Source organism: Bacillus sp. 3G2, assembly GCF_044324725.1.
Taxonomy (GTDB): Bacteria; Bacillota; Bacilli; order Bacillales; family Bacillaceae_G; genus Bacillus_A; species Bacillus_A mobilis.
Genome location: NZ_CP172246.1, coordinates 582,905 through 608,452, shown reverse-complemented (window position 1 = coordinate 608,452; position 25,548 = coordinate 582,905). Strand labels below are relative to the sequence as shown.

At 35.7% G+C, this 25,548-nt stretch carries 19 protein-coding genes; 8 read left to right on the top strand and 11 right to left on the bottom strand.

Annotation, left to right across the window (positions count from 1 at the left end; all coding sequences use genetic code 11):
- The first annotated feature begins 191 nt into the window (after positions 1-191).
- On the top strand, positions 192-1,655 hold the full coding sequence (locus ACHZK0_RS03055; RefSeq protein WP_063261612.1) for a nicotinate phosphoribosyltransferase: 1,464 nt from the start codon (positions 192-194) through the stop codon (positions 1,653-1,655).
- Positions 1,656-1,857: 202 nt separating this feature from the next.
- Here the strand turns inward: ACHZK0_RS03055 and ACHZK0_RS03050 are convergent, their stop codons facing one another.
- The 7 genes from ACHZK0_RS03050 to fdhF form a co-directional block, all read right to left on the bottom strand.
- Positions 1,858-4,224: a heavy metal translocating P-type ATPase gene (locus tag ACHZK0_RS03050; RefSeq protein ID WP_395761134.1), complete on the bottom strand. Its 2,367-nt coding sequence runs from the start codon at positions 4,222-4,224 to the stop codon at positions 1,858-1,860.
- 24 nt (positions 4,225-4,248) lie between these two features.
- The gene (locus ACHZK0_RS03045; protein WP_000918377.1) at positions 4,249-4,626 is read right to left on the bottom strand and encodes an ArsR/SmtB family transcription factor; all 378 of its coding nucleotides are present in this window, start codon (positions 4,624-4,626) and stop codon (positions 4,249-4,251) included.
- 266 nt (positions 4,627-4,892) lie between these two features.
- Positions 4,893-6,308, bottom strand: a complete 1,416-nt coding sequence (locus ACHZK0_RS03040; protein ID WP_001284886.1) for an amino acid permease — start codon at positions 6,306-6,308, stop codon at positions 4,893-4,895.
- 103 nt (positions 6,309-6,411) lie between these two features.
- Positions 6,412-7,545: an alanine dehydrogenase gene (gene ald / locus ACHZK0_RS03035; protein ID WP_001219741.1), complete on the bottom strand. Its 1,134-nt coding sequence runs from the start codon at positions 7,543-7,545 to the stop codon at positions 6,412-6,414.
- 369 nt (positions 7,546-7,914) lie between these two features.
- On the bottom strand, positions 7,915-9,786 hold the full coding sequence (locus ACHZK0_RS03030) for a glycerophosphodiester phosphodiesterase (RefSeq protein ID WP_262742881.1): 1,872 nt from the start codon (positions 9,784-9,786) through the stop codon (positions 7,915-7,917).
- 156 nt (positions 9,787-9,942) lie between these two features.
- On the bottom strand, positions 9,943-10,425 hold the full coding sequence (locus tag ACHZK0_RS03025) for a DUF1641 domain-containing protein (protein ID WP_071720958.1): 483 nt from the start codon (positions 10,423-10,425) through the stop codon (positions 9,943-9,945).
- A gap of 12 nt (positions 10,426-10,437) precedes the next feature.
- On the bottom strand, positions 10,438-13,374 hold the full coding sequence (gene fdhF, locus ACHZK0_RS03020) for a formate dehydrogenase subunit alpha (protein ID WP_262742882.1): 2,937 nt from the start codon (positions 13,372-13,374) through the stop codon (positions 10,438-10,440).
- 302 nt (positions 13,375-13,676) lie between these two features.
- Between fdhF and fdhD the strand changes: the two genes are divergently transcribed.
- Both fdhD and ACHZK0_RS03010 read left to right on the top strand, forming a co-directional pair.
- Complete coding sequence (gene fdhD, locus ACHZK0_RS03015) at positions 13,677-14,483, top strand: formate dehydrogenase accessory sulfurtransferase FdhD (protein ID WP_262742883.1); 807 nt, start codon at positions 13,677-13,679, stop codon at positions 14,481-14,483.
- 231 nt (positions 14,484-14,714) lie between these two features.
- Entirely contained in the window at positions 14,715-15,221 is a 507-nt protein-coding gene (locus ACHZK0_RS03010; protein WP_000405874.1) for a GNAT family N-acetyltransferase, read from the top strand.
- 346 nt (positions 15,222-15,567) lie between these two features.
- Here the strand turns inward: ACHZK0_RS03010 and ACHZK0_RS03005 are convergent, their stop codons facing one another.
- Positions 15,568-15,690, bottom strand: coding sequence for a hypothetical protein (locus tag ACHZK0_RS03005; RefSeq protein ID WP_001068392.1), 123 nt, complete (start codon positions 15,688-15,690; stop codon positions 15,568-15,570).
- Positions 15,691-16,019: 329 nt separating this feature from the next.
- Between ACHZK0_RS03005 and ACHZK0_RS03000 the strand changes: the two genes are divergently transcribed.
- The 3 genes from ACHZK0_RS03000 (at position 16,020) to ACHZK0_RS02990 (ending at position 18,860) form a co-directional block, all read left to right on the top strand.
- Complete coding sequence (locus ACHZK0_RS03000; RefSeq protein WP_395761133.1) at positions 16,020-16,691, top strand: response regulator transcription factor; 672 nt, start codon at positions 16,020-16,022, stop codon at positions 16,689-16,691.
- A 65-nt stretch (positions 16,692-16,756) separates the two neighbouring features.
- Positions 16,757-18,202: an ATP-binding protein gene (locus tag ACHZK0_RS02995; RefSeq protein ID WP_395761132.1), complete on the top strand. Its 1,446-nt coding sequence runs from the start codon at positions 16,757-16,759 to the stop codon at positions 18,200-18,202.
- Positions 18,203-18,347: 145 nt separating this feature from the next.
- The gene (locus ACHZK0_RS02990) at positions 18,348-18,860 is read left to right on the top strand and encodes a GNAT family N-acetyltransferase (RefSeq protein ID WP_000351216.1); all 513 of its coding nucleotides are present in this window, start codon (positions 18,348-18,350) and stop codon (positions 18,858-18,860) included.
- 33 nt (positions 18,861-18,893) lie between these two features.
- Here the strand turns inward: ACHZK0_RS02990 and ACHZK0_RS02985 are convergent, their stop codons facing one another.
- On the bottom strand, positions 18,894-20,294 hold the full coding sequence (locus ACHZK0_RS02985) for a PLP-dependent aminotransferase family protein (protein WP_395761131.1): 1,401 nt from the start codon (positions 20,292-20,294) through the stop codon (positions 18,894-18,896).
- Between the two features lie 120 nt (positions 20,295-20,414).
- Here ACHZK0_RS02985 and ACHZK0_RS02980 point away from each other — a divergent pair, with 120 nt between their 5' ends.
- Entirely contained in the window at positions 20,415-21,341 is a 927-nt protein-coding gene (locus ACHZK0_RS02980) for a DMT family transporter (RefSeq protein ID WP_185914095.1), read from the top strand.
- Positions 21,342-22,111: 770 nt separating this feature from the next.
- The gene (locus tag ACHZK0_RS02975) at positions 22,112-22,636 is read left to right on the top strand and encodes a DUF4871 domain-containing protein (protein WP_071710173.1); all 525 of its coding nucleotides are present in this window, start codon (positions 22,112-22,114) and stop codon (positions 22,634-22,636) included.
- A 292-nt stretch (positions 22,637-22,928) separates the two neighbouring features.
- Here the strand turns inward: ACHZK0_RS02975 and ACHZK0_RS02970 are convergent, their stop codons facing one another.
- Both ACHZK0_RS02970 and ACHZK0_RS02965 read right to left on the bottom strand, forming a co-directional pair.
- The gene (locus tag ACHZK0_RS02970) at positions 22,929-24,128 is read right to left on the bottom strand and encodes an NAD(P)-dependent malic enzyme (protein WP_395761130.1); all 1,200 of its coding nucleotides are present in this window, start codon (positions 24,126-24,128) and stop codon (positions 22,929-22,931) included.
- A gap of 59 nt (positions 24,129-24,187) precedes the next feature.
- The gene (locus tag ACHZK0_RS02965; protein WP_262742371.1) at positions 24,188-25,534 is read right to left on the bottom strand and encodes a 2-hydroxycarboxylate transporter family protein; all 1,347 of its coding nucleotides are present in this window, start codon (positions 25,532-25,534) and stop codon (positions 24,188-24,190) included.
- Positions 25,535-25,548: the final 14 nt, after the last annotated feature.

Here is a 25,548-nt window from a genome sequence, read left to right as displayed (position 1 = left end):
TCCATTCTCATTACCCCCATTACTCTAATAATACATAAAATCTTGAGAAATATAAATTGATAAATGTTAATTTTCTAAAAAATATGCAATATTTCATTTTTTTCTTTCTTGACTATACTTTCATATCCATTCTTTGCTACGAGCGATGAAAAATTGGTATACTATAACCAAATTATGGAGGTGTTTTCGCGATGACTTATTATAAAGACGATAGCTATGCCTTACATACAGATTTATATCAAATTAATATGGCTTATACATATTGGAAAGATGGTATTCACAATCGCCGCTCAGTGTTTGATTTATACTTTCGAAAGCTTCCATTTGAGAACGGTTATGCTGTTTTTGCTGGTCTTGAAAAGATTGTAGAGTACATAGAAAACTTCAGCTTTACCGAAAGCGATATCGCTTATTTAGCAGAATTACAATTTGAAGAAGAATTCCTTCAGTATTTACAAAATATGAAATTCACTGGGACCATTCGAAGTATGCAAGAAGGTGAAGTTGTATTTAATAACGAGCCTTTATTACGTGTTGATGCACCGCTCGGTGAAGCACAAATTATTGAGACTGCCCTGTTAAACATTGTGAATTACCAAACATTAATTGCAACAAAAGCTGCTCGTATGAAGCACGCTGCAAATAATGATGAACTTTTAGAGTTTGGCACAAGACGTGCTCACGAGTTTGACGCTGCTCTTTGGGGCACACGTGCTGCCTTTATTGGTGGTTTCTCATCTACGAGTAACGTTCGTGCTGGAAAACGATTCGGGATACCTGTAGCCGGCACACACGCTCACTCTTTCGTTCAAGCGTATCGCGATGAATATGTCGCGTTTAAGAAATACGCTGAAACTCATAAAAAATGCGTCTTTCTCGTTGATACATACGACACTTTAAAATCAGGTGTTCCAAATGCGATTCGCGTCGCAAAAGAGTTTGGAGATCGTATCGATTTTTATGGCATTCGCCTTGATAGTGGTGATATGGCTTATTTATCTAAAAAAGCAAGAAAACTACTAGATGAAGCTGGATTTACACATACAAAAATTATTGCTTCTAGCGATTTAGATGAATACACAATTATGCATTTGAAATCTCAAGGAGCAAAAATTGATGTATGGGGCGTTGGAACAAAATTGATTACATCCTTTGAGCAACCGGCATTAGGAGCTGTTTATAAACTAGTTGCGATTGAAGATACGGATGGAAAGTTAAATGATACAATTAAAATTTCATCTAACCCTGAAAAAATTACGACTCCAGGACTGAAACGAATTTATCGCATTATCAATCGAGTTAATGATCATGCCGAAGGCGATTATATTGCATTAGATTCTGAAGAACCCGGAAAAGAAGAACGCTTAAAAATGTTTCACCCTGTTCACACGTATATAAGTAAATTTGTAACAAACTTTGAAGCTCGTGAACTGCATAAAGACATTTTTGTTAACGGCGAAAGAACATATGAACTACCAGGTATATTAGATATTCAAAAATATAATGAACAAAGTCTCGCGCTATTTTGGGAAGAATATATGCGAACTTTAAATCCCGAAGAGTACCCTGTCGATTTAAGTCAAGAATGTTGGGATCATAAAATGAATTACATTCAAACTGTTCGAGAACAAGTTGAAAAAAATATACAAAAATAAAACAGAGAAGCTTCTCCTTCTCTGTTTTTTCAATACGATATGTATCTTTGCGAAAAATATATTAAAATAATAAGACAAATATTTTTTATTTGTAAATTTTAATATTACGTTATTTATTTACAAAATAATATTTGCTATTATTTTATTGAGTCAATTTCAACAAAATAACCTAAAAAAGAGGACGCAGGTTGCGTCCTCTTTTTTATAAATCTTTCACTCGTAGTACACGCATTGCATTTAACACTGCAAGTAGTGTCACACCAACATCTGAGAAGACAGCTTCCCACATTGTTGCGATACCAAAAGCACCAAGTAATAAAACTAATCCTTTTACCCCTAATGCAAAGATGATATTCTGCCATACAATGCGTCGTGTACGTTTTGCGATGTGTAAGGCTGTTGCAATTTTTGAAGGCTCATCAGTCATAATAACGATGTCTGCCGCCTCAATCGCTGCATCTGATCCTAAACCACCCATCGCAATACCAACATCTGCTCTTGCTAATACCGGTGTGTCATTAATACCATCACCAACGAAAGCAACTTTTTCTTTTCCGCTCTTCGCCGCATCAATTTTTTCAATCTCTTCTACTTTTTGTTGCGGTAATAGTTCCGCGTGAACTTCATCTAAACCTAATTCCTTACCGACAGCTTCACCAACTGCTTTTGCATCACCAGTTAGCATGACTGTCTTCTTAATACCTAGTTCTTTTAATTTTTGAATTGCTTGTTTTGAATCTTCTTTTACCTCATCAGAGATAACGATATAACCTGCATATTCCCCATCTACAGCAACGTGAACTAATGTACCTACCGTTTCTGGTTGCTTAAATGTAATATTTTCTTTTCTCATTAACTTAGCATTACCTGCAAAAATTTCTTTTCCTTGTACTTTTACGACTGTACCGTGACCAGAAATTTCGTTATAATCATCGATTATTTTTTCATCAATTGATTTTCCATATGCCTTTCGAATCGATTGTGCAATTGGATGATTAGAATACACTTCAGCAAATGCTGCATACTCTAATAATTCTTCATTTTTAATGCCTTCGCTTGGTTCCATTTTTGTAACTTTGAAGACACCTTTTGTTAATGTTCCCGTTTTATCAAAAACAATATATTTCACATCATTTAAAGCTTCTAAATAGTTACTTCCTTTTATTAACACACCACTTTTAGATGCACCACCAATTCCTCCAAAGAATCCAAGAGGTATAGATACAACTAACGCACATGGACAAGAGATTACTAAGAACACTAAAGCTCTATAAATCCATTCTGAGAATGTAGCTCCTTCTAAAATAAGTGGTGGAATAAACGCCATGATCGCTGCTGTAATAACTACAACTGGAGTGTAGTAACGCGCGAACTTCGTAATAAAGTTTTCTGTTGGCGCTTTTTTACTGCTTGCATTTTGAACTAAATCTAAAATTTTTGATACAGTTGATTCACCAAATTCTTTTGTAACTTCAATTGTTAATACACCATTTTGGTTCACAAAACCACTTAATACATCATTTCCAACTTCGACTTCACGTGGTACAGATTCACCAGTCAATGCTGAAGTATCTACCATTGATGTTCCTTCAACTACTTTGCCGTCTAACGGTACTTTTTCACCAGGCTTCACGATAATATAATCGCCGATTTGTACATCTTCTGGTGATACTTGTTTCGTTTCATTTCCAGCCTTCACATTCGCATAATCAGGACGGATATCCATTAATGAAGTAATTGATTTTCGGGAACGATTGACAGCAATACTTTGGAATAGTTCCCCTACCTGATAAAATAGCATTACCGCAACAGCTTCTGAATATTGTTGAATCGCAAAAGCTCCTAGTGTTGCAATTGCCATTAAGAAGTTCTCATCGAAAACTTGACCGCGAGTTATGTTCCTTACCGCTCTCCAAACAATATCTCCACCTATTAATAAATACGCAAGGACGAATAACGGAATTGTTATCATTTGTGGTAATCCAGCTAATGCAGCAGTTGCTGTCAAAATTCCGCCGACCACTAATCGTCCTACCATCTTTTTCACATTTGCTTCACCATGGTCGTGACTATGTCCGTGGTCATGACCACCTTTTTCTTCACGAACAACTTTCACATCTGGTTCTAACTTTTGAACAACATTCGTTATATTTGCTACAGTCGCTTCTAATTCTCTTTTATTCGCTACTTCAACTCTTAATTTCTTTGATACGAAATCAACAGTTGCTTCTGAAACGGTCGGCATTTCTTTCACTTTATTTTCAATTTTCATCGCACAGTTCGCACAATCTAAACCTTCTAATATAAACACTTCTTTTGCTACTTTTGTGTTTTTTTCTTCTTGTACTTTAATATGCGGTTCTAATTTTGTAACGAGTTGCTTTGCTTCTGTAACAACTTCGCTTTCTTTATTTTGTGCTGTTTCTAAAACCATTGTTTTTGTCGCGAAATTTACAGAGCAAGAATTTACTCCTTCTATATTTCCAACACCTTTTTCAATTTTCATTGCACAGTTCGCACAATCTAAACCTTCTAACATCAGTTTCTTTTTCACTAATGCTTCAGCCATCGTTCTCCCTCCTCGCGTTCTTTTTTATTCTTCCTCGTTTACGTGTTCAAACGCTTGCTCGAAGATATGAATTACGTGCTGGTCAGCTAACGAATAATAAACGACCTTTCCTTCTTTACGATTCTTTACAAGTTTTGCTTGCTTTAACACACGAAGCTGATGTGAAATAGATGATTGTGTCATTCCTAATAAATACGCTAAATCACAAACACACATTTCAGCTTCAAATAACGCATGTAATATTCTCGTACGTGTACGATCACCTAATACTTTAAATAATTCTGCTACTTTACTTAAACTTTCATCAGTTGGAATTGTTTGTTTTACTTGATCAACAACTTCTTCATGAATTATCGTTTGAGAACATGTCTCTTGTGGTGTTTCTACTTTATTTCCAGCCATTATAGCTCACCTCTTCATTTGAACATATGAACAATCATTCATATATCTTATACTCTTATTATATGAGCGCCTATTCATATGTGTCAATGAAATCTCATACATTTTTTTGAACATTTCGTTCACATTTAAAAAAGATCTATCCATATTTTCCGCATCCATTACATTCTCATACAAGAAAAGATGTACGTTTTGCACAAAAGAAAAAGCCTTGCGCGTTCCCTAGACGCACAAGGCTTACTTATACTTATATCCCTTTTAATTAGCTGTTAATTAGCTTGTTCTAAATTATCCTGCGAACTTCCATCGTCTTTTAAATGACTATGTTTTTTCGAATAAACAAAGTATACAACCACTCCGATTGCTAACCAAACACCGAAGTATATCCATGTTTTTAATGGTAAATTTACCATTAAGAATAGACAACATGCAACTGAAATAATCGGTAAGATCGGTACAAGTGGTACCATAAATCCACGTTGTAATTTCGGATGCGTTTTACGAAGAATGATAACAGTTACACCAACCATGGCGAATGTTAATAACGCTCCAATATTCGCTAAATTCGACAATTCTTTTAAATCGATAAATCCAGCAATTAAAGCACTACCAATTCCTGTTAACCAAACTGAAAATGTTGGTGCTTCAGTCTTCTTGTTAATTTTCGCGAAAGATTTTGGTAATAAACCGTCACGGCTCATTGCGAAGAATACACGAGTTGTTGCATAAATGTAAGCGAAAATTACAGCCATAATACCGATTACAGCTCCAATAGCAATTACACCAGCCACTTTATCTTGTCCTACAACTTCTAACACATATGCCATAGCTTCAGGTACATCTAATTCCTTATAAGAAACCATACCTGTCATAACAAGACAAACTACAACATAAATGATTGTACAAATCACTAACGAAGCAATAATACCAATCGGTAGATCACGTTGTGGATTTTTTACTTCTTCAGCAGAAGTTGCTAATGCATCAAATCCTAAGAAAGCAAAGAATACTGCTGCTCCCCCTGCGAACACTCCACTTAAACCGTACGGTGCAAATGGTATCCAGTTTTCTGGTTTCACGTAGAATACACCAACTGCAATGAATAAAACAACAATACCAATTTTAATTAATACCATTATGTTATTCACACGCTTACTTTCTTTCGTACCTCGTGATAATAACCAAGTTATCACTAACGTAACGATAACTGCTGGTAAGTTTACCATACCACCTTGTGCTGGAATCGTTAGCAATGCTTTTGGAATTTCAAGTCCCAATCCACTCACTAGGTTATGGAAATAACCCGTCCATCCTCCGGCTACCGCCGCAGTCGTTACGACGTATACGGATAGCAGTGTCCACCCCATTAAGTGGGCAACAAACTCACCAATTGTTGCATACGAATATGTGTACACACTACCTGAAACAGGCAGTGTCGATGCAACTTCTGCGTAACATAAAGCTGCAAATCCACAAACAATCGCTGCAATCATGAATGAAAAAATAACTGCTGGACCAGCATCTCTTGCTGCTACTAATCCTGTTAATACTAGAACTCCTGTACCGATTATCGCACCAATCCCTAGCATTGTTAGGTCGAATGCCCCTAGCGTTTTCGTTAAAGTTTTACTTTTACTTTCCCCTAACAATTGCGTAACGGATTTCTTTTTAAATAGGTTGGCCACGATGTATGCCCCCTTTTGCCAAGAAGAGCTAAGAGATATTCACTCTTAGCTCTTATCATGTTGGTTTATATATTGTTCGATTTTGTTTTGTATAATGCTTCTATTAGCAAGATACTGTTTCTGCTTCTAATAATTCTTTAGCACCTTTGTATTCTACACCGTGAGCTTCTGCAACTGCTTCGAATGTTACATAGCCATCTAATGTGTTAATACCTTTTAGTAATGCAGAGTTGCCTAGGCAAGCTTCTTTGTAGCCTTTGTTAGCAATTTGTACTGCATATGGTACTGTTACGTTTGTTAATGCAAGAGTTGATGTACGTGGAACCGCACCTGGCATGTTTGCAACTGCATAATGAACAACGCCGTGTTTTTCGTAAGTTGGGTTATCATGAGTTGTAATACGGTCAGTTGTTTCGAAAATACCACCTTGGTCAATCGCGATATCTACAACAACAGAACCTGGTTCCATTGATTTAATCATTTCTTCTGTTACAAGTTTTGGCGCTTTTGCACCTGGGATTAATACTGCACCGATTACAAGATCAGACTCTTTTACAGCTTCTGCAATATTGTAAGGATTAGACATTAAAGTTTTTACTTGGTTTCCGAAAATGTCATCTAATTGACGAAGACGTTCTGCACTTAAGTCGATGATTGTTACATCCGCACCTAGTCCAACTGCAATTTTAGCAGCATTTGTACCAGCTTGTCCACCACCGATGATTGTTACTTTACCACGTTTAACCCCTGGAACACCTGCAAGTAAGATACCTTTACCGCCTTTGTTTTTCTCAAGGAATTGTGCACCAATTTGTGCAGCCATACGACCAGCTACTTCACTCATAGGTGCAAGTAATGGTAGAGAACGATTTTCTAATTGTACTGTTTCATATGCAATCGCAACAACTTTCTTCTCGATTAACGCTTTTGTTAATTCTGGTTCTGGAGCTAAGTGTAAGTATGTGAATAAGATCAAACCTTCGCTGAAGTGTTTGTATTCGCTTTCAATTGGTTCCTTAACTTTCATAACCATTTCCATGTTCCAAGCTTCTTCAGCTGTATCAACGATTTTTGCTCCCGCTTCAACATACTGAGCATCTGTGAAACCAGATCCTAAACCTGCACCCTTTTGAATGAATACTTCGTGATTGTTACGAATTAAATGTACAACACCTGCTGGTGTCATTGCCACACGGTTTTCGTTGTTTTTAATTTCTGCTGGTACCCCAATACGCATAATGAAATGCCCCCTTATAATTAACAGAAAAAAGAAAGTCTTTTTTCTTTTTGTAATAATTAATAACTTATGTCCTTATTCTAGCATAACTTAAAAGTTATGAAAACGCTAACATATCATTTTTTTAAAGTTTATATATTTAGAATAGTGTAAATATATGGAACATTGATTCTATTAGCCTCTTCGTTACATTCCATTATCTATCACCCTATTTTCATTATACTCCTTAAAAATAAGCAGCAATCATTTATTATTCAACAATAATGTAACAATGTAAAAAACCCCAATAATGCCGTATACATATACAATTATTAATTTACACAATACTTTAGGGATATATTCTTTTCATAAAAAAACAGCTGCGGGCATCTAGCCAGCAGCTGGGTAACTTATAAATAACTTGGAAAATAAATCATCTGTTGTTTCACTAATTTTATCAAACAGATCACTTTCTTCCGCTTCTTGTTCTTTTAGCATCTTAATCGTTTCACGTGCATCTTCAGGATAATCGGTAATGATACCATCTACGTTTAGCTTATAATATCCCTTTAAACTTTCCATATCATTTACTGTCCATACGTAAATTGGCTTATTTAACTTCCTTGCTTCTTTTACTAACTTCTTATTTAACATATATTCTTCCGCTACATAAAAATCAGCTTTCACATTCTTTAAGTTAGCTCTACTTGCATACAGTATATATCCGACTTTTATATCTGGATTTGCACGCTTAAATTCTTTAATAAGCGGGTAATGTAACGTTTGAATGACACATTGCTTCTCAAATTCATTATCTTTAATCGCTTTTAATACTTTGTCTACGAAGTCTTTTTCGCCACCATGAAGCTTCACTTCAATATTAAGCTTAATTTTCCCCTTTGCCAGCTTAATGATTTCATCAAGTGTACTGATTTGTCCTGAAAACCCATCTTGACTAAGGGTAAGCTGTCTTAACTCGTCCATCGTTAAATCTGACACATGAACATTAGCATTAGCAAGGCGTTTCAGCTTCAAATCATGTATAACTGCTAGTTCACCGTCTTTTGTTTGCAGTACATCAATTTCAGCATAATCTGCTTTCGCATCAATAGCCCCCTGCACAGCTTCTTTCGTATTCTCTACACCTTTTGAAATATAACCACGATGAGCCATAATAATTGGTTCTTTATATGTGTTTGTAATAAAGGTCACAATGAAAGCAACTACCATCCCCGCAGTAATAATTCCTACAATATATACACCAATAAATTTCCAACGATGTTTTTGGAAGAAACATTTATCTGCTTTCGTTTTTGAATAATCTAATCCTTCTTCTAATAAAACATCTTCAACCGGAACCTTTTGTAAATACAATCTTGTTAACGCCATAATGTAAAACGGCGTCATAATAAAGCTAAATAGATACAATGTACTTGTTAAGAAGACTGAAATAGTTGACTCTGCTAGCAGCGCAAATGTCCCTTCTGGGTTTGTAAATTCATATACTCCCCACAGACAAAGTAAATAAATTCCTACACATAAAAGAAAGACGATTCCTACAGATATGAAAAAACCTACTAAAAAGAACAATACTTTAAAGAAGCTTTCTTTTACTAAGTTTGCGCTTTTTCGTGCTGCCGTGCGGAACGGCTTTTCCTCTAAAACAATAATAGGTAAAACAAAAATCCAACGAAGATTTAAATAGGCAACTACAGCGAAGAAAGTATAATACCCCACTTGCCCCATTGTTGTCTTAAATAGTTCACCTGTAATAAAATTAGGAATTTGAATTTCAGGAATCAATGCCGATTTATACCCCATACTTAATAGCGGTAATAGTACAACTGCATACAAAACAAATCCAGGTAAGCAATATGTAAACAGGGAAGGTAAATACGTTACTGTTTTATACAAAATTGGACGTAATCTCACCTTTTGCCTTTTATGAGCGAAGTACGAAATGATAATAAGTACTGCAAACTCTGTAAAGATAAGAAACAATGCCAATATAGATAAAATTACAATCGCCAAAATCCCGTATGGTGTTTTCAAAAATGCTAATAACTCATCATTTGTTGCATTTGCATACCCACCAAAGTACAACAACTTATTGAAAATAATACCGAAAAGTGGGATAAACACAATCGCTGCTAACAATTTATAAGCAAGTTGGAATGTTAACACATTCCAAAAGGCAAATCTAACAGTTTGAAAGGAATGTCTCATTACTCCTGGTATAGATAGTCTTTTACGGTGTTGCATATATTCCTCCACATTCTAAAACAATATTTGAGATGGATTCCATATTTCCATTTCTAATCCATCTTTTTAATAATAATATATTCCGCCTAACATGAACACTCTTATACATACATTGAAAAAAGTGATGGCTACTTCCCATCACTTTTTTCATTTACTCTATTTTTTCTCTAACCCTTGTCCAAATGCTTTCAAGAAGCTAAAACCGAATGTAATGGCTCTATTGATATCTGGATCTTTTAACACTTTAAAGAAATCCATCACTTTTGTTTTTTTACCATTATTTAATTCATCTGTTGCAAATTGCAATCCAGTAACTAGACTCGATGTGATTTGCTTCGTTACTTCTGGGTCAACTGCGGATAGCGCTTCTCCCGCTCCCATCATATTGTTGAGTGCATTTTTAACTGGTTCACGATTTAATTGCTCCACAGCGATTTTTGAAACATCTTCCTTCGCAGCAAGTAAACTAATCGCCGCATCTAATATCCCAGCCTTCTGCAACTGTGCTAAAAGCTGCATCGTTTCCTCTACCGCTTCACGATTATTAGATAGCTCATTTAGAAGTTCATCTGCTACTTGTTGTTTCTGTTCTTCCTCTGTTACAACTTTCTTTTTAATTAACGTAATTTCTTTCGCCACTATCTTCGCCCCCTAGTCCACAAGTGATACGTATTGTTTTCTTTGCCACTTTTGCTCGATTTCAACACCATTTTGCGGATTACGCTTTTTATCTCGCGGGTTTGAAGATGGTAACGGACGATTTCCTTTTTCACGTAATACACGCATTTTCACCATCGTTTGTTTATATGCTGGTGTACACGTATAAAGGTCTGTTGCCGTCCCAGTTAAAATATTAATCGCTTCTTCATTTATCGTTGCATGCATCGGTAAATATAGCTCTTTCCCCGTTACACGATCTGTAATAAGCGCTTGTACTTTAATTTTTCCAAATGGTGATGCTAATTCCACAAGACCACCATCTTTCACATTGCGCTCTATAGCGAGTTCAGGCGAAATCTCAACGAATACTTCAGATACTTTAGATAAAATACCAGCCGATTTATTCGTCATATTCCCTTCATGGAAATGTTCTAGCATACGACCATTATTTAAAAGTAAATCATACTCATCTGGTGCTACAACCGGTGGTACCCATTCATCTAATGATAAACGAGCAAGTTTATCTGGGAAGTTAAATCCGTCTACATATAATAACGGTGTATCGCTACCATCATGACTACCCCAACATAAACTATTCCATCCTTCTAGACGGTCGTACGTTGCTTGAGAGTATAACGGTGCAAGTGATGCGATTTCGTCCATGATTTCACTTGGACTTTCATAATTCCAATCCCCGCCCAGTGCACGAGCAACTTTTTGTAAAATCCACCAGTCTGGTTTGGAATCACCTAGTGGTTTCAATACTTCATATAATCTTTGAATACGTCGCTCTGTATTCGTAAACGTTCCTTCTTTTTCTAAACTTGGTGCCGCTGGTAAAATAACATCAGCAAAGCGAGCTGTTTTTGATAGGAACATATCTTGCACAACGAGGAAGTCTAAATTCGATAAAATATGTTGCACATGGTTCGCATTGGAATCGACTAAAGCCATTTCTTCCCCCATGACATACATACCACGTAGTTTTCCTTCTTCCGCCGCAAGTAACATTGCAATATTATTTAATCCTGGTGCTTTCGGAATAGTTGTACCATATGCTTTTTCAAACTTCGCACGAAGCGTATCATCTGATACTGCTTGATAACCTGGAAGCCAGTTTGGTAATGTTGCCATATCACAAGCACCTTGTACGTTATTATGCCCTCTTAATGGATATGCACCTGCACCAGGACGACGATAGTTCCCCGTAACAAGCAGTAAATTTGAAATTGCAGCGGATGTTGTACTTCCTCCTGTATTTTGCGTTACACCCATTCCCCAAAGTATACAAGTACCATCTGCTTCATATACCATACGAGCCATGTCTTTCAGATTTCCTTTCGAAATCCCCGTAATTTCTTCTGTATAATCAAGCGTATACTTTTCTAACATTTTTCTATATTCATCAAAGTTCTTCACATTTTCAGCTAAAAACTTTTTATCGTGCCAATCTTGATCAATAATATATTTCGTAATACCAGCAAGCCATACGTAATCCGTACCTTGGCGCGGATGAATAAATAAATCCGCACGCTCTGCCATTTCATGTTTACGAAGGTCGGCTACGATTAGTTTTTGCTCGTGTAATTTATGAGCACGTTTTACCCTCGTAGCAAGTACAGGATGTCCTTCTGTTGGATTCGCACCAACGATAATAACAAGGCCTGCTTCCGCTATATCTTTCACTGTTCCAGCATCCCCGCCCATACCGACAGTTTTAAATAAACCGTCTGTCGCTGGAGATTGACAATAACGAGAACAGTTGTCCACATTATTCGTTCCATATATTTGTCGAGCTAGTTTTTGCATAAGGTAATTCTCTTCATTTGTTACTTTCGAAGAAGAAATGAACCCAAATGCATCGCTGCCGTATTCAGATTTAATATGCTGCATGTTAGAAGCAACAACCTCTAATGCTTCTTCCCATGAAGCTTCAACAAACATATCTCCTTGGCGAATTAATGGCTTCGTAATTCGATCTTCACTATTTACAAAGTCCCATCCAAATTTACCTTTTACACATGTGGAAATACCATTAACCGGTGCATCTGAAACAGGTTGAACTTTTAATATATGGCGATCTTTCGTCCATACTTCGAAGGAACAACCGACACCACAAAATGTACAAACTGTTTTTGTTTTATTCACTTTCGTCTTACGCATCGCAGCCTCTACTTCTGAAACCGCTAAAATACTACTATATCCTGGCTCAACATCCTTTACAAAATCAATCATCGGATCTAACACATCTGATTTTAATCCTGTCATAAACCCAGCTTCACCTAACATTGATTTTTCCATTAACGCATTACACGGACATACTGTTACACACTGTCCACAACTTACACAAGATGAGTCATTTATGCTTACACCATGATCCCATATAACACGTGGACGATCTAAGTTCCAGTCTATCGATATAGTTTCATTAACCTGTAAGTTTTGACATACTTCTACACACTGTCCACAAGCAATACATTGATTTGGATCATACCGATAAAACGGATGTGACATATCTACTTCACAAGCACTTACTTTCGGCTCATACGGATATTTCTGTTCTTCAATTCCCATCATATGTACGGTGTTATGGACTTTACAGTTACCATTATTGTTATCACAAACGGTACAATACAATAAATGATTCTCTAATATACGATCCATCGCCTCAGTCTGTGCCTCTTTTGCACGCTGGGACTGTCTTTCGATATGCATACCGTTCTCTAATTTCGTTGAACAAGCACGCAATAACTTCCCATTTACTTCTACAATACACGTATCACAAGTTTGAATTGGATCTACTTCTGGTACATGACAAATTTGAGGATGTTCCAAATTACTCTCGTTAAATAATTGTAGTATCGTCTTTTCACCCGATGTGGAAAATTCTTTACCATCCACGGTTACACGGACTGTCTGTTCTGCCATAGTTTCCCCTCTCCTTACAACCAACTGTACAACACAATTATGAATCCGTTTTCAAAATCGCATTACTGTACATATTTTTGAAACGCTCTGCCCGAATACTTTTCTTATGAAGTCGATTCTAGATGTTATAAGGTATAACTACGAAAGCTTGAAAATATCACTATTCTACAGTTCTATTATATCGTACATATACAATAATAACCAAAATAATCTGTGATCTTCTTCCTAATAGGTGTTTTTATTTTTCCCATTGTTTTATGATAAATATGGGAGAGAAATACATAAAAAAAGGGGAATTTAATATGGAGCCTACGCAAGAAACTTATACAATTGTGCGCTATCAATCTGGTACATTTTCAAAACAGCTTGATGAAATTGTTACAGAATCTCCTATTACTATTAAATTGAATGGTGAAGAATATGTAACAGTCGTATGCACACCAACCTATATTGAAGATATGGTAATTGGTTTTTTAATTTCTGAGGGAATTATTTCTTCTTATAAAGATGTGGAAGAACTATGGGTGCAAAAAGATAACGGAATTGTCCATGTAAAATCATCAAAAGTAAATCCGCTCTATCAAACTTTATATAATAAGCGATACATCACTTCTTGCTGCGGAAAAGGTAGACAAGGTTTTATTTTCGTTAACGATGCAGCAAAAGCAAAAGATTTACATGATATACACGTGAAAATTACTCCTGAAGAATGCTTTTACTTAATGAATACTTTACAACAATCTTCCACTACATTTCGCCAAACCGGCGGTGTTCACAATACCGCTCTATGTGATCGAAACAATATTCTCCTATCAAGAATGGATATCGGGAGACATAATGCATTAGATAAAATATATGGCCATTGTTTGCGCAACGATATATCCGTTAAAGGAAAAATCATTGCATTTAGCGGGCGCATCTCATCCGAAATTCTACTCAAAGTTTCAAAAATCGGATGTGAAATTGTTCTATCTAAATCCGCTCCAACAAAATTAGCATTGCAACTCGCTCACGATTTAGGCATTACAGTCGTAGGATTTATTAGAAATGAATCTTGTAATATTTACACCCACCCAAAGCGAATTGAAGGTTATCAATCGAATAACTAAAATAACTCCTCAACCGAGGAGTTATTTTAGTTATAAAAATGTAATATATTAAAAGCTTGAATAGTTAATAAAGTTAATATATAATTTCATTACATATTAAAAAACAAAACATTGTAGCATATATCTTTTCATTCTTTTACAAATTAAAAGAGACTGCTAACAATACACATACTCAATCTTATAAAAGTAATGAATTTATTTTATTTGAAATCGACCAAGGAGGTTACAACTATGGAAATTCGCTTATTAACGACAGAGGACGCAGAAATATATTTAAAAGTTTGTATGGAAGGTTTAACGAAAAATCCGGAAGCTTTTAGCTCTTCTTATGAAGATGTTCTGAAACATGAGGATCCTGTAGCTGCTATGGCAAAACGATTAAGCAATCCGGATAAGTATACTCTCGGGGTCTTCAAAGATAACGATTTAATCGGCATTGCTACTTTAGAAACAAAGCCTTTCATTAAACAAGAACATAAAGCAAAAATCGGTTCCGTTTTTGTTTCCCCAAAAGCGCGTGGCCTTGGAGCAGGAAGAGCTCTCATTAAAGCAATTATCGAAAATGCCGATAAATTACATGTAGAACAACTTATGCTCGATGTTGTTGTTGGTAACGCTGGTGCCAAAAAATTATATGAGTCATTAGGTTTCCAAACTTACGGCGTACAAGAGCGTTCATTAAAACATAACGGTCAATATTGGGACGAGGAACATATGGTTCTGTTCTTAAATGATTAATACTTCAATATAGTTTTTTTAAAGCATCTTCTTATTAAGAAAGGTGCTTTTTTCATTACAACAATGTAATCTTCATGTCACCTTTATCGATCGTACCAAACCTTTCCATTCATTATACTAAAAGTATAAAGTAAGGCACCAATCATGAAATGAACGTATAGCATTCAATTGATATATAAAGGAGAATGTGACATGAAACAAAACAAACGAGCTATGCTTTTAATATTTACTACAGCAATCGTAACTTCTGGGTTAGCAATTTTACCTTGGTTTATTATATAAAAATACTCCCCCTAACAACGAAAAAAGCTTATTGCTTCTTAAGAAGCAATAAGCTTTTTTTATATTATAAAATCCCCAAAATTTTATTTACACAACTTATAATAATAACCATAGATACGGCAACGCACATGACAACCGTATTACGATCTTGCTTTTCTTTTTTTGAAATTTCTTCTTTTGGATTCATGTGTATGATCTCCTTTTAAAAAAAGTGTGAGATAGGAATTTTTTCTTATCCGATGCGAGGTGAATACGAAAAACCTCTCTATCTCACATACACAATAGAATGGAATTGTCATTTTATAAATAAAATGACATGACGTTATGTCGCAACATAGGGTATTTTGTGTCGCTACGTTTTCTATTATAAAAAATAGTTGTGCAAAACTAGTGCATTTTTTATGTCAATTACTCTGAGCGAGAAATCACTCTTCCACTCAATCACATAAAAAGAGTTTTTTATTATTTTCATGTAAACTATACAAGTAGAATGAACAGTTTGGGGTGCACAAGATTATGGTAAAAATTTTATTAGTAGACGATGAAGAACGTATGTTACGATTATTAGATCTGTTCTTAAGTCCTCGTGGCTATTTTTGTATGAAAGCTACCTCTGGCCTTGAAGCGCTAAAGTTAATAGAACAAAAAGACTTCGATATTATTTTGTTAGATGTTATGATGCCGAATATGGATGGATGGGATACTTGCTATCAAATCCGCCAAATTTCCAACGTTCCAATTATTATGCTAACAGCTCGTAATCAAAATTACGATATGGTGAAAGGCCTTACTATGGGCGCGGATGACTATATTACAAAACCATTTGATGAGCATGTATTAGTTGCACGAATTGAGGCTATATTACGGCGTACAAAGAAAGATGGATTTGTTAGCTTCAATGGTATCGAGTGGGATAAAACGAAACATACTGTCACAGTATATGACGAAAAAATCTCACTAACACCTATCGAGTTTTCGTTACTTGGACTATTTTTACTAAATACAAACCGTGCTTATAGCCGAGATGATTTAATCGAAAAAATTTGGGGTTATGAAACAGACATTGAATATAGAACAATCGATTCACATATTCGCAATATCCGTGATAAATTACGCAAAAAAGGATTTCCAATTGAAAATCACTTAGAAACTGTTTATAAAGTCGGATATAAATGGAAAAGTGAATAATTACTTCGGTCAGTGGACAATAGTATACCACTGACCCTTTATATGAAATAAGGTATGGTGAGAAAATGAGTAAACTTTCACTTAAAATTGGGACATACTTTTTAATATTAGCTTTATGTATTGAAACAATTGCTTTCGTATCTTTTTATAAAAGTATTTCAACAATGCGGATTGAAGAGGAAACGCTCGCTCTTTTAGAGAAAGGAAATCGTTATAGTAAAACACTAAAAAAACGTGCAGAGTGGAATGAACGTGCTAAACAACAGCCATACACTGAACGTCCAAAACGTTATGGGTATCAAGAGTTCACTATCGAACATGCGGCTGAAGGATTAATTGAATCCGAGTTAATTGCTAACTCGGATATATCTATCATTATCACTGACAATGAAGGGAAAATTATTTCTAACTCAGAAACCGTAACAAAAGAAATGAAAAAACAACTTACTTGTAAAACAGAACCTATCCCAAAAGACGGATTAATCATTGAAAGAAATTGGAAAAAATCAAAATTCATCTCAACAGTAAGTCCAATTGAAATTCAAGGATTTCAAGGTAAGTTATATATGTTATTAAAGACATCTTTCTTAGAAAAAATGTTACTTAAACTCATGAATCAATTTCTGATCATTAGTGTTTTAACGATTATTTTAACGACTATTTCTGTCTTTGTTTTTTCTCGTGTTATTACAGAACCGCTTATAAAAATGAAGAGGGCGACAGAAAAAATGTCAAAATTAAATAAGCCAATTCAATTAGGTATTAAACGGAATGATGAACTTGGAAGCTTAGCAAAAACGATTGAAGATTTATCCAGTGAATTGACTTATATGAAAAAAGAACGCAATGAATTTCTCGCTAGTGTCGCCCATGAACTATTAACTCCATTGACCTATATGAAAGGTTATGCGAAGGTAGCAAAAAGGGACTCTTTAACGAAAGAAGAGCGTGAAGAATACTTACAAATCATTGAGGATGAAACAGATAGTGTGACTGATCTCGTCCAAGATTTATTTATGCTGGTGCAATTAGAACAACACCAGTTTGTTATCAAAAAACAAAAAGTGATTCTTAAGCCATTTTTAGAACGAATGGTTGAAAAAACAAAAACAACATTAACAAATAGACAAATGCAACTCCATGTATATTGCAAAGATAATTTAGAAGTTTGCATAGACGAAAGACGTATGGAACAAGTTATGTTAAATTTGTTACACAATGCTTATCAACATTCGCCAGAAAACACATCTATTACGATACGTGTACTCACGGAAACAAATTCTTTTACAATAAGTGTAGACGATGAAGGAGAAGGTATTCCTGAAGAAGATATCCCGCATATTTTTGATCGTTTTTATCGTGTTGATAAATCCAGAACGAGAGCGACTGGAGGAAAAGGTATCGGGCTTGCTGTTGCAAAAGAAATTGTAGAATTACATAACGGTTCCATTCTAGTAACAAGCCAATTAGGAGTAGGAACAAACTTTATAATTGAGCTACCTTTTGAATAAGATGCGTGTGAAAACACCAGTAGTAGTAAACACTACTGGTGTTATTTTGTTCATAAAATCAGCTCATATAAGCTAAGCTTTTGAAATTATTCTTATTTCAATATAAAATAAAGGTACATTTGCAAAGATTTGGAGGGTGATATAATTGGATATCCATGTATTAACAAAAGACGAAGCGGAAATTTACTTAGAACTTCGTGTAGAAGGATTAAAGCAAAACCCTGAAGCTTTCAGCTCTTCTTATGAAGATATTATTAATAAAGAGTGTGCGATTGAATATAAAGCACAAAAATTAGCACAAGATGAAAACTATACGCTAGGTGCATTTAAAGATGGACAATTAATCGGGGTTGCAACACTGGAAACGAAACCATATGTAAAACAAGAACATAAAGCTAAAATCGGTTCTGTATATGTGTCTCCAAAAGCACGCGGACTTGGGGCAGGAAAAGCACTTATTAAAGAATGTCTTGAACTTGCTAAATCTTTAGAAGTAGAACAAGTTATGCTTGATGTTGTTGTTGGCAACGATGGAGCAAAAAAACTTTATGAATCATTAGGATTTAAAACATTTGGTGTACAAGAACGTTCGTTAAAATATAACGGACAATATTGGGACGAAGAGCATATGGTCTTATTCTTAGATGAAAATAAATAATAAAAAACATCCTCATGCTTGGAGGATGTTTTTTTACTTTCTTGTATACCATGCCTTATGTAATAATTGAATCGCTTTCGCAATTTCTTCTTCTGATAAAATCGCAAACCCAAGTAAAACTACATTTTCAGGTGCAGTACCGTCCTTATAGTACGTAGAAACAGGATATAGTTTAATACTATATTTCGCAGCTTCTTTAATGAGTTCTTCTTCTCGCATTCCATTATGCACTTGTAATAAAATGTGTAATCCAGAATCTTCTCCTATTACTTCAACACGATTAGAGAAATACTTTTCTATTTCAAAAACAAGTCGATCTCTCTTTTTCCGGTAGACGACACGCATTTTATGAATATGTTTTTCCCAATAACCTTCATTTAAAAACTTTCTAATCACTTCTTGGTCCATTCTTGAAACACTTTGCGTATAAAACAAATATTCCTTTTGATACTTGTTAATTAAATTCTTCGGTAATACTATATAGCTCATCCGTAATGAGGGCAACAAAGCTTTTGATAGCGTCCCCATATAAATAACTTTCCCATCTGTATCTAACCCTTGCAGTGCCGGAATTGGCTTTCCTGAATAACGAAATTCACTATCGTAATCATCTTCAATAATATACCTGTCTTTTTCTTTCTTTGCCCATTGTAAAAGCTGCGTCCTTCTCGTAATAGGCATAATCATTCCATATGGGAATTGATGAGAAGGCGTTACAAATACAACATTTGCATCGCTATTCTCTAAATCCGCCATACAAATTCCATCCCTATCTAAAGACAACATTTGAACCTTCTTTTCTCCCTGTTCAAAAACGACCATTTTCCTATGATAACCTGGGTTTTCAACGGCATAATTACTTCCCTTCAACAATTGAAAAAGTAGCTTCACTAATATTTGCGTTCCCGCTCCTAATACAATTTGACTAGCTGAACAACGCACACCTCTAGATTCATACAAATAGCTCGCAATTTCCTCCCTTAAGCTCAATTCTCCTTGAGGGTGTCCAAGAAAAAGCAACTCATTATTATGTGGCTGCCATACATCATTTATAAGCTTGCGGTACATAGTGAATGGAAACGTATTCGTATCAACCCCTGTTTGGGTGAAATCAAATGTATAGTTCTCCTCCCGAAACGGCACTTCTTCTACTTTCACTTCGCTTCCTTCTACATCAATCATTTGTTCAACTTTACATACAAAATAACCTTTTCTCGATGCCGACTCAATATAACCTTCTGCAAGTAATTGCTCGTAAGCCGCTTCTACTGTATTCTTACTCACTTGTAAATAGCTCGCCAGCTTTCTTTTCGCAGGTAATTTTGTTAAAGCCGGAATCGTTCCATCTTTAATCTCTTTTTTTATATACTCATACAATTGCACGTACAATGCTATTTTACTTTTCGTATTTAAATTAGGCGTTAATTCTAACACAATATCTGACCCCTTAATAAAACTAATATCTGATACTTTTTACAGTACCAGAAGTTATATATAATTCCTTTTATCATGTCACACATAAAAAATCAAATACCGGAGAGGAGAAACATGATAATGAACAATGGTAGACGTATCGGACTCATTATGATTATTACAGGGGCTACATTATGGGGGTTATCTGGTCCAATGATTCAGTGGCTATTTCAGCATACTAATGTATCCTCAATTGATTTTTTAACAATTCGCTTGTTGCTTGCGGGAATATTTATTTTATCTTTCTTGCTTATAAAGAAACAAAACATATTTCAAATTTGGAAACATCCTAGACATTCTATACAACTTATTATTTTCTCGATTCTCGGCATGCTCGGTGCCCAATATGCCTTTATCGAAACAGTTCATATTAGTAATGCTGTCACAGCGACATTGTTTCAATTTCTAGGTCCTGTTCTTATTACCATTTATGTCGCATTTGAACAACGAAAATTCCCTGCTTCTCTGCAACTACTCGCAATTATAACAGCACTAACAGGGACGTACTTTATTATTACAAACGGTTCAATTGAAAATATTGTTTTATCAAAAGAAGCCATTATTTTTGGTCTATTAACAGCAATTGGCTTTGCATTTTATACCCTTCATCCAGCTTCTCTTATTAAAGAATGCGGAACAACTGTAGTAATTGGCTGGGGGATGTTAATCGGCGGCATTGCCCTGCTTATTTGTAATCGCTCGTTTGAATGGAATCAGCTTTCACAAACTTTTACACCAAAAACTTTTTCTATGCTTATTCTTATCATCATAAGTGGCACCCTTTCTTTCCTTCTTTATATCGGTAGTTTGAAATATTTAGCCGCAACTGAAACAAGCATTTTATCTAGCATCGAACCGCTTGTAGCTGCCATCGTTTCAATCGCTTGGCTAAATGAATCCTTTGGAGCATATCAATTACTAGGCGGCGCATGTATCGTTCTTTCTGTTATTTTCTTAACGATGCCGCAAAAAGAACGAGAACCAACCTTTACAACTGAGCAAATATAAAAAATGTCAAAAGAGGTCGTACAAAACTTACGACCTCTTTTGACGTTTTAAAGGAATTGTCCCGCTTTCTGGCAAATACAATTACACTAACAGTCAACTACCCCCACTGAGATGAAACGTTTCAGTGGGGGCTTGAGTTCAAACGCTAGGTCTTTTCATCTATCGCTAGACAGTTTGACGCTCTAGCATTCATGCAACCTTACGGTAACACCCCAAGTATGTTTTTGGTTGGTACTGGCAACGAACGATTGTTTTCCCACTTGCACCACCCTTTCGAAAAAAAGCAGTTCTTCCTTGTAGAAGAAGCCACCACTCAGATGAATCCGGCGTGTGCTACAAGCCCCGACAAAGTCGAGTACACATGGATGGTTGACGCACCCACTAAGCTATGCACGAGGCAACAGCCTTACGTTTTTGCACTTCTAATAGAATCGGCGCTTTCACTTTGAGGTTGTCATCCAATTGTACAACTTTTGATTTTTGCAATATATTCAATGCACCATAAAATTATTTCTTTCCTAAGATAATATTTGAAACGAAACGGAACAAAATGTGAATATAGTCTTCATCGTAATTCCTTTTGGCTCAAGTAACCGAATGATTATGATTATCATTATTCAATTTCGTTGTCCTACGATCTATTCCCTCCTTATCTAAGGGTATATTGTATCGTAAGACAAAAAGAAACAAAAAAGTTCAGCCTTATTGACTGACGGCAATTCATCTCCATCTGAATTGCCGAAAAGGATAAAAATTAGGAGTGTGAAACCATGAAAAAAATTGGAACTATGCTACTTTTCTCCTTTCTCATCGCTGGATGTACACAAGCGCAGCCAGATTCAGAAGCACCTAAAAAAGAAGCTATCGCAACGTCATCCACTCAAGTTAATGCACCTTCCTTCTTTCACCTTAGCGTTTTAAAAGATGTAAATTGGGAAGAAACACCCTCCTTCATACAAGAAAAAATACCTTTAAAAGGCATCGAAGAAAAAGTCGCAATGGCTGATAAACCTATTATCGCAAATGAACACAATGAAATGATGTGGTACTTTTTAGATCCTGAAATGCCAACTGGAAAACTATCTATTGTTGCACTAAAACAAGGATCAGTAACCCCAACACCCGTACTCTTTCAACAAGAAACTTCTAAACCAACTTGGACTACTTCAAATACAATTGATTCTACTACAACCGAACTCCCACTCACTATGTCACTACCTTCATCTGGATTATGGGTATTAAACATATATGTAAATGAAAAATATTATGAGCAATTTGTAATCACCGCTAAGTAAAGTGACAAAAATAAAGCACTTTCTTACAACAATGTAATTTCTACGTCATGTACTTCGATAGTTGAAGTATCTCTCTTCTCTTATACTTAAAGTAAGAAATGAAACGAGGAGAGATGAGAGATGAAAAAAGTGATAGAAGTGATCGTAGCAGTAACTGAGGTTTTAGTAAATGGTAAACAAGTTGCAATGGAATTAAATAAATAGTGAAGAAACATAAATAATTCTACACTTCTTCATTATTTTGATTTCTTATCTCAAAAAAGCAGTGCCTTTTAGGCACTGCTTTTTGCTATTAATAACTTGGTATTGTCGTAATTTGCGCCACGCCTGAATCAATAGCTGCCTTCGCTACTGCTTTCGCAACACTTGGAACAACTCTTTTATCTAACGGATTCGGGATTACATAATTCGTATTACGTTCTTCGTCCGTAATGATGTTAGCGATCCCATATGCTGCCGCTAATTTCATCTCTTCTGTAATATCCGTCGCGCGCACATCTAACGCACCACGGAATATCCCTGGGAACGCCAATACATTATTTACTTGATTCGCATAATCCGAGCGCCCGGTTCCTACTACAGCTGCCCCAGCCTCTAATGCATCCTCTGGGAAGATTTCTGGAATTGGATTCGCCATAGCAAACACAATTGCTTTCTCATTCATCGTTTGTACAAGTTCTTTCGTTAATACGTTAGGAGCAGATACGCCAATAAAAATATCAGCTTGATGAATCGCTTCTTTTAACGTTCCACGCACATATTCTCGATTTGTCTTTTTAGAAACTTCAATTTGTGCTTCGTTCATCCATGATTCACCTTCACAAACAATACCTTCTAAGCTAACTAACGTAATGTGTTTTGCACCAGCCTTTAATAATAATTTTCCAATTGCAATTCCTGCCGAACCCGCACCGTTAATAACAATTTTTACATTATCCATTTGTTTGCTAACAACTTTTAATGCATTAATAACAGCTGCCAAGACGACAATAGCGGTTCCATGTTGATCATCATGGAATACAGGAATATTTGTTTCTGCTTTTAATCGCTTTTCAATTTCAAAACAACGTGGTGCCGCAATATCTTCTAAGTTAATTCCTGCAAACGTAGGCTCTAGATTTTTCACAAGGGTAACGATTTCATCCACATCAGTCGTACCTAAACATAACGGGAAAGCATCTACATTCGCAAATTTCTTAAATAAAATACTCTTCCCTTCCATAACAGGCATAGCTGCTTTCGGTCCAATATTCCCTAAACCAAGTACCGCTGTTCCATCTGAGACAACTGCCACCATATTACCGCGTGCTGTATAGTCATACACTGTTTCTTCATCCGCCGCAATTGCTTTGCAAGACTCCGCTACACCTGGTGTATATGTCAGGCTTAAATCATCCGCTGAATTTACTTCTACTTTACTTGTAATTTCAATTTTCCCTACTAATTCTTTATGCAATAACAATGATCTTTCATTAATTTGATTCTCTAACATACTTATAATCTCCCCTTAATTTGACAAGCTAGCTATATGAATATAGCTAGCTTGTTTGATCATGAAAACATTTTTAATAAAATTGTCGCTGTTACAACCATTGCTGCCCCGCCTAAACGTGTTGAAATTTGCGCAAACGGCATTAATTCCATACGATTTGAAGCTGATAAAATAGCAACATCTCCAGTTCCACCTAAACCACTATGACATCCCGTTACAATTGCTGATTCAACTGGATACATTTTCATCATTTTCCCTACAAGAAAACCTGATGCTACCATTGTAAGAACAACTGATGCGCACACAACAACATATCCTACTGAAAGAACTGCTGCTACGTCTTTTAGCGGAATATATAGCAACCCTAATCCGACCATTAACGGCCAAGTTAAATTCTTCGAAATAAATTTATATAAATGGAATGCTCCTTGCTCCATTTTTGCTGGCATTAATTTAAAATATTTCACAAGTGCTGCTGAAAAAATCATAATGATTGCTCCAGGAATACCGATGAACTTAGAAGCAAATCCTCCAAAAATGAAGAACGTACACGCAATTAATAAACCTGCTCCCATTAATGAGAAATCAATTGGCTTCTCTGTATTTTGTTCTTTTAATAACTCTGCTTGATTATCTGTTTTCACTAATACACCGTTACCACTAAGTTCCGGCTTCTTCTCACCTAAACGCTTCATATACCCTGCACTCACGATTGCGAACATATTTCCAATAATAGCCGCTGGAATAAGCTGCGATACAAACGTTGCTGATGATTCATTTAAAATATCACTATAAGCTAATGACAATGGTAAAATCCCTTCCCCGATACCACCACTCACAATTGGTACGATGATAAAGAAAAATGTTTGCTTCATTTCAAATCCAAATAGTGAACCGACCAATAATCCTACTGCTACAGAAGCTAACGTCCCTACTACTAAGGGAATAAACATACGAACGAAACCTTGTACTAACACTTTACGGTTCATTCCTAAAATACTTCCGACTACTAAACAAGAAATATATAAATATAAAAAGTTCGATTTTTTCATTAACATAGTTGCAGCTTCCATTGAAGCTGGATTCATCCAGTTAAAGAATACAAGTAATGATGGAATAAATAACGAAAGTATTGCTGGACCACCGATATTTTTCAAAATTGGAATTCTCATCCCAATGTCGCCTAAGAAAATACCCATGATCATAATAACTGCAAATCCACCAATCATATCTGCTGGCAATTTATTATATACAGATGCCCCATAAATAATAGCAGCCAATACTACATATAACGGTAAAGGTATAACACCGATTTTTACATTCATAATTTTAGAAGCGAACGATTCTCTTTGTGCTTCATTTCCTCCAGAAAATGATACCGCTTCCACATTCTTTTGAATTCCCATATGGCACCCCCTTG